The organism is Flavobacterium aurantiibacter, from assembly GCF_002251775.1.
Classification (GTDB): Bacteria; Bacteroidota; Bacteroidia; order Flavobacteriales; family Flavobacteriaceae; genus Flavobacterium; species Flavobacterium aurantiibacter.
In genome coordinates this window covers 1-5,676 of the sequence record NZ_NOXX01000078.1, presented here as the reverse complement: position 1 = coordinate 5,676, position 5,676 = coordinate 1, and the positions used below count along the sequence as shown (strand labels likewise).

3 protein-coding genes are annotated in these 5,676 nt (G+C 42.0%); all 3 read left to right on the top strand.

Translation table 11 applies throughout. The features are described from left to right. Positions 1-370 precede the first annotated feature (370 nt). From CHX27_RS00995 to CHX27_RS00985, 3 genes are read left to right on the top strand one after another with little or no spacing between them, the layout of a single operon-like run. The gene (locus tag CHX27_RS00995; protein WP_094484915.1) at positions 371-2,458 is read left to right on the top strand and encodes a glycoside hydrolase family 97 protein; all 2,088 of its coding nucleotides are present in this window, start codon (positions 371-373) and stop codon (positions 2,456-2,458) included. 42 nt (positions 2,459-2,500) lie between these two features. Next, entirely contained in the window at positions 2,501-3,937 is a 1,437-nt protein-coding gene (locus CHX27_RS00990; protein WP_094484914.1) for an MFS transporter, read from the top strand. A 2-nt stretch (positions 3,938-3,939) separates the two neighbouring features. After that, a complete protein-coding gene (locus tag CHX27_RS00985; RefSeq protein WP_094484913.1) occupies positions 3,940-5,316 on the top strand; it encodes a M28 family peptidase in 1,377 nt (458 codons plus the stop codon). Positions 5,317-5,676 lie beyond the last annotated feature (360 nt).

The window sequence follows — 5,676 nt, the reverse complement described above, 5'->3', positions numbered from 1 at the left end:
CGTGTTTAAACGTTTATAAACGTTTAGGTAGGTTATGAACAATTTTAGCACACTACCCAAGCGCACTCCGTAGCGTTTCGACAGCAGAAAAGCCGGCACTATTTACGGTGCAGGAACGTCGCGCAACCGATTGAGCGGATTAGCCCACAGCTTGCCCGTATGCAATAGGGCTAAGCGAGGACTATGAGCGAAAGCGGGACGGCAAAACCATACGGATTTTCCACCCAATAGTTTTGCCGGTGCGCCCAAATCAAAATTACTAGTTCGCTGTATCTTGAAAATCTAGGTGTTTGCGCTGAAAAAGCGATTTTTGTTCGAACTCTCGTTTTCAGTAAAAAAGCCTTATTTTTAGCGCAATCTAAATAAGGTTATGAAAAGATTTTTTCCACTAGTATTCATTTTAACTTCGGTTATGCAGGCACAGACACTTAAGTCGCCAAACGGTAAAATTACCGTGACATTTTCCGCGAAAGAGCAGTTGACGTATGAAGTCAGATTCGAAAACAAAGTTGTAGTTGATGTGAGTCGACTCGGGTTCAAGCTGAAAGATATTGGCGATTTTAGTTCTGGATTTCGTGTTGTTGGCGAATCTAGAAGTTCGGAAAATACTACTTGGCAACCGGTTCTTGGCGAGGTTAGCAATATTGTAAACAGCTATAATGAGGTGATTTTTAATTTATTGCGCGATTCCGACAAACGACAGCTGAACATTCATTTTCGCGCTTTCGACGAAGGTATTGCTTTTAGATACGAGTTCCCAAAGCAGAGCAACCTGAATTATTTTGTTGTTTCTGAAGAACTTACAGCTTTTCAGCTCACTGAAGATTACAAAGCGTTTTGGATTCCTGCCGATTTCGACAGCCAAGAATATGTGTATAACGAAACACCCATTTCGAAAATAGATGTCGATAATTTGAATTTGAACAACGGAATCGGCATGAAATCGATTGCTACGCGTTACGGGGTACAGTCGCCATTGATGTTGAAATCGACTACCGGTTTGTACGTTAATATCTTCGAAGCTGCGGTGGTAAATTATCCGGTGATGCATTTGGCGGTTGACCCAAAATCGTATTTGTTTTCAGCACTTTTGGCGCCAAATCCGCTAGGGGAGAAGGCGTATTTGCAAGCGCCCTACAACACGCCGTGGCGAACGGTAATGATCAGTAAAGATGCGCGAGATATCGTGGGTTCGAAAATGATTTTGAATTTGAACGAACCGTCGAAAATCAAAGAAACCTCGTGGATAAAGCCCATGAAATACGTAGGTGTTTGGTGGGAAATGCACGTTGGAAAATCGACTTGGGATTACGCCGGATCGCAAAACGCACAAAATACAGGTAAGGAGTTAATTGCCTCAGGGAAACATGGAGCTACTACTCAGAATGTGAAGCGCTATATTGATTTTGCGGCTACGCATGGTTTTGATGGTGTTTTAGTGGAAGGTTGGAATACCGGTTGGGAAGATTGGTTTGGCAACTGGAAGGAAGACGTATTTGATTTTGTAACGCCTTATCCGGATTTCGACATCAAGGAAATTACCGAATACGCAAAAAGTAAAAACGTGAAAATGATCATGCACCACGAAACCTCGGGTTCGGTTGCTAATTACGAGCGCCGTTTGGATCGGGCTTTTGCGTTTATGAAAAAGTACGGATACGGAGCAGTAAAAACCGGATACGTTGGAAGAATTATTCCGCGTGGCGAATTTCACGACGGACAAACGATGTTGAACCACTTTAATTGGGTAGCCGAACGTGCAGCAGAGCAAAAAATTATGGTTAATTCACACGAATCGACACGACCAACAGGTTACCACCGTACGTATCCGAATTACATTGCCGCGGAAGCAGCGCGCGGAAACGAGTTTAACGCCTGGAGTAGTGGAAATCCGCCGATGCACGAAACGATTTTACCCTTCACCCGTTTGCTTGGCGGACCTATGGATTATACGCCTGGAATTTTTGAAATAAAAATGAGCGCCTTCGATCCGGCTAAAAAAGAGCAGGTGCATACAACCTTAGCCAAACAATTAGCCTTGTACGTGACGCTTTACAGTCCGTTGCAAATGGCAGCCGATTTGCCTGAAAACTACGAACGTCATTTAGATGCGTTCCAATTCATAAAAGATGTAGCTGCCGATTGGCAAGATACCAAGTATTTGGAAGCAGAACCGGGCGATTATTTAACGGTAGCTCGTAAAGACAAGTTATCAGAGCGTTGGTTTTTGGGTGCAATTACCGATGAAAACGCGAGAAAGACCGAAATTTCGCTCGATTTTTTAACACCGGGCGTGAAATACAAAGCTACTGTTTATGAGGACGGTAAAGCTGCACATTGGGAAAAGAACCCAAAATCGTATGCTATAAAAACTATACAAGTGACTTCGAAGTCGAAATTACAATTACATTTGGCAGAAGGAGGAGGAGCAGCGGTTTCTATCGTTCCGATTCCTTAAAAGAAAACACACATTAACCAACCAAACATTAAATTAAACTTCATGAGTGCAGAAAGTCAAAAGACCAATTGGGCGCAGTTTATTCCGCTCGTAACCGTATTCTTTTTTTGGGGATTTGTTGCTGCAAGTAACGACATTTTAATTCCTGTATTTAAAACAGCATTTAATCTGAGTCAAGGTCAGAGCCAGTTGGTATCGGTTGCGTTCTACATCGCGTATACAGTTGGGTCGATTATTTATATGTTGATTTCCTATGCTACAAAAGGCGATTTAATCAATCGGATTGGTTACAAAAATTCGTTGGCACTTGGATTGGTAATTTCTGCTTTAGGAACAATACTTTTCTATCCGGCAGCCAACACAGGTTCGTTTCCGTTGATGTTGTCTGGGCTTTTTATTGTTGCTCTAGGATTTTCGCTTCAACAAACAGTAGCAAATCCGTTAGCAATTGCCTTAGGTCCGATTACAACGGGTTCGCAACGACTAACACTTGCCGGAGGAATTAACAATTTAGGAACTACCATCGGACCTTTATTAGTAAGTTTTGCCATCTTCGGTGCAGCTTCTAATGCAGAGACGACGCTCAGTATCGAAAGCGTTAAGGTGCCTTATCTGATATTGGGTGCTGCATTTTTACTTGTCGCTATTTTTCTGAAGTTTTCGTCGCTACCCGACAAGCCAGCCGCTGTGGTGGAAAGCGAAGCAGATGTAGCTTCCGCTAGAAAATCGGCTCTTGATTATCCGCAGTTGGTGCTCGGAATGATCGCTATTTTTGTGTACGTAGGTGTTGAAGTTTCAACGGCAAGTAATTTGCCTGCATATATGGAAAATGGTTTAGGATTTGCAACTAAAGATGTCGCACCTTTTATTTCATTGTATTGGGCGAGTTTGATGATTGGTCGATGGACCGGCGCAGTTGAGGCTTTTACGGACAATATGAGCACACAAAAAATACTTCGATTTGTGGCTCCTTACTTAGCTTTTGGTGTTTTCTTGTTGGTGAATATGCTGATGAAACACGACTTATCTCCTTTCTATATTTATGGACTTGTTATTTTAGTGCTGATTGCAGCTGATATGGCAAGTAAGGGAAATCCAGCAACCATGCTGCTAATCTTTTCCGGATTGGGAATTGCTGCCCTTTTAATAGGTATGGCAACTAGCGGAATGGTTAGCGTTTATGCGTTTACAAGTGTTGGTTTATTTTGCAGTACACTTTGGCCATGTATTTTTACTTTAGCGATAAGCGGTTTAGGAAAAAATACGAGTCAAGGAAGTTCGTTTCTCATCATGATGATTATGGGTGGAGGTTTAGTAAGCTGGTTGCAAGGCTTTGTCGCCGATTTAACGACTATTCACTTTAGTTATATCGTTGGTGTTATCTGTTTTGCTTACTTGGCATTTTACGCATGGCGCGTAAGTCATATTTTAAAGAGTCAAGGAATTGATTTCAGTAAGAAAGTGAGCGGCGGGCACTAAGCATGAAACGCAAAGTAATCGCAATACTTTTTTTGTTCATTGCAGTTTCATTTTCTGCGAAAGCACAAACTGATGCTGAAATGTTGGCTGAAATCCACAAAACGGCACTCACCAAAGGTAAGTCGTATGTGTGGTTGGAGCATTTGTGCAATAATATTGGGAGTCGATTATCGGGTTCGCTTAACGCTGAAAAAGCGGTTCAATATACGTACGAGCAAATGCGCTTGTTAGAACTCGATTCAGTTTATCTACAGGAAGTTCCCGTTCCGAAGTGGGAGCGAGGTGCCCCCGAGGAAGCCTACTACAAAGCCGGAAACAAAAAAGTAAAAGTGCCGATTTGCGCTTTGGGAATGTCGGTTGCCACACCTAAAAACGGATTAACGGCACAGGTTGTAGAAGTACAATCTATCGAAGAATTAGAAAAGCGCGGAGCTGCCTTGAAAGGTAAGATCGTGTTTTTTAACCGACCCATGAATCCAGAGTTTGTGGAAACTTTTCGGGCTTACGGAGCTTGTGTCGATCAGCGTTCATCAGGCGCTCGCGAAGCAGCAAAATACGGTGCTGTAGGTGTTATAGTGCGTTCCATGACGTTGCATGCTGATGATTTTCCGCATACAGGTCAAACAGGCTATGGCGATTTACCCGAAAATCAGCGTATTCCCGCAGCAGCAATCAGTACGAATGCCGCAGATCGCTTGAGTTTGGAATTGAAATTGAATCCGAATCTTGAATTTTTCTTCAAGCAAAGTTGCAAGCAATATCCCGATGTTTTGTCGGCTAATGTAGTTGGTGAGATTCGCGGAACAGTTTACCCCGACGAAATAATAGTTGTTGGCGGGCATCTTGATTCGTGGGATTTAGGAACAGGTGCGCACGACGATGGTGCCGGTTGTGTGCAGTCGATAGAAGTACTCCATCTTTTAAAGAAGATCGGGTACAAACCGCAAAGAACCATTCGTGCGGTTATGTTTATGAACGAGGAAAATGGAGTTCGCGGCGGTTTAGCTTATGAAAAATACAGCAACCAACGTGGCGAAAATCACATATTTGCCCTAGAGAGTGACCTTGGAGGCTTTTCTCCGCGAGGTTTTTCATTTGTTTGCGACGATGCGAATTTCGAGCAGATACGCTCTTGGCAATCGTTGTTTGAGCCGTATTTAATTCACCGATTTGTGAAAGGTTTTAGCGGAGTTGATATTGGTCCGCTTAAATCAGAAAAAATCGTAAAAGCCGGATTGCAGCCCGATTCTCAACGGTACTTTGATCACCACCATGCAGCGAACGATACATTTGAACATGTTCACAAACGCGAATTAGTACTTGGCGCTGCTGCCATGACGTCGTTGATTTATCTAATCGACAAATATGGTATTAAATAAGACAAATTTTTCTTAATTCTTCTAAAGCCAAGACACAGTATATACGTTTGCGTTTTACCTTCAGCGAAAAAAATTGTTTCTGATCTTAAGTGATTCGTAATTAAGCTATTATTCTTTGACGTGTGAGTACAGTGTTTTAAAATAATACAAATGTTTTAAAAAGTTATTTTAACGCATTTAATCGAATAAATTGCACACTTTATCGATAAAAAATTTGGAAATGCGCTTGGGGATTGGTAGGTTTACGCTATCAAATTCCCCAGAAAATGGGCAAAATTACGATCAGTACATTTTTTATCCTCTTTTTATGTTTAAGTGCTAAGTACACGACAAAAATTGTATTAAATTAATTTCCAGCTT

Bases quoted from the DNA above. Each gene is read 5' to 3' on its own strand.
- CHX27_RS00995 (WP_094484915.1), top strand. From the start codon at position 371: ATGAAAAGATTTTTTCCACTAGTATTCATTTTAACTTCGGTTATGCAG.
- CHX27_RS00990 (WP_094484914.1), top strand. From the start codon at position 2,501: ATGAGTGCAGAAAGTCAAAAGACCAATTGGGCGCAGTTTATTCCGCTC.
- CHX27_RS00985 (WP_094484913.1), top strand. From the start codon at position 3,940: ATGAAACGCAAAGTAATCGCAATACTTTTTTTGTTCATTGCAGTTTCA.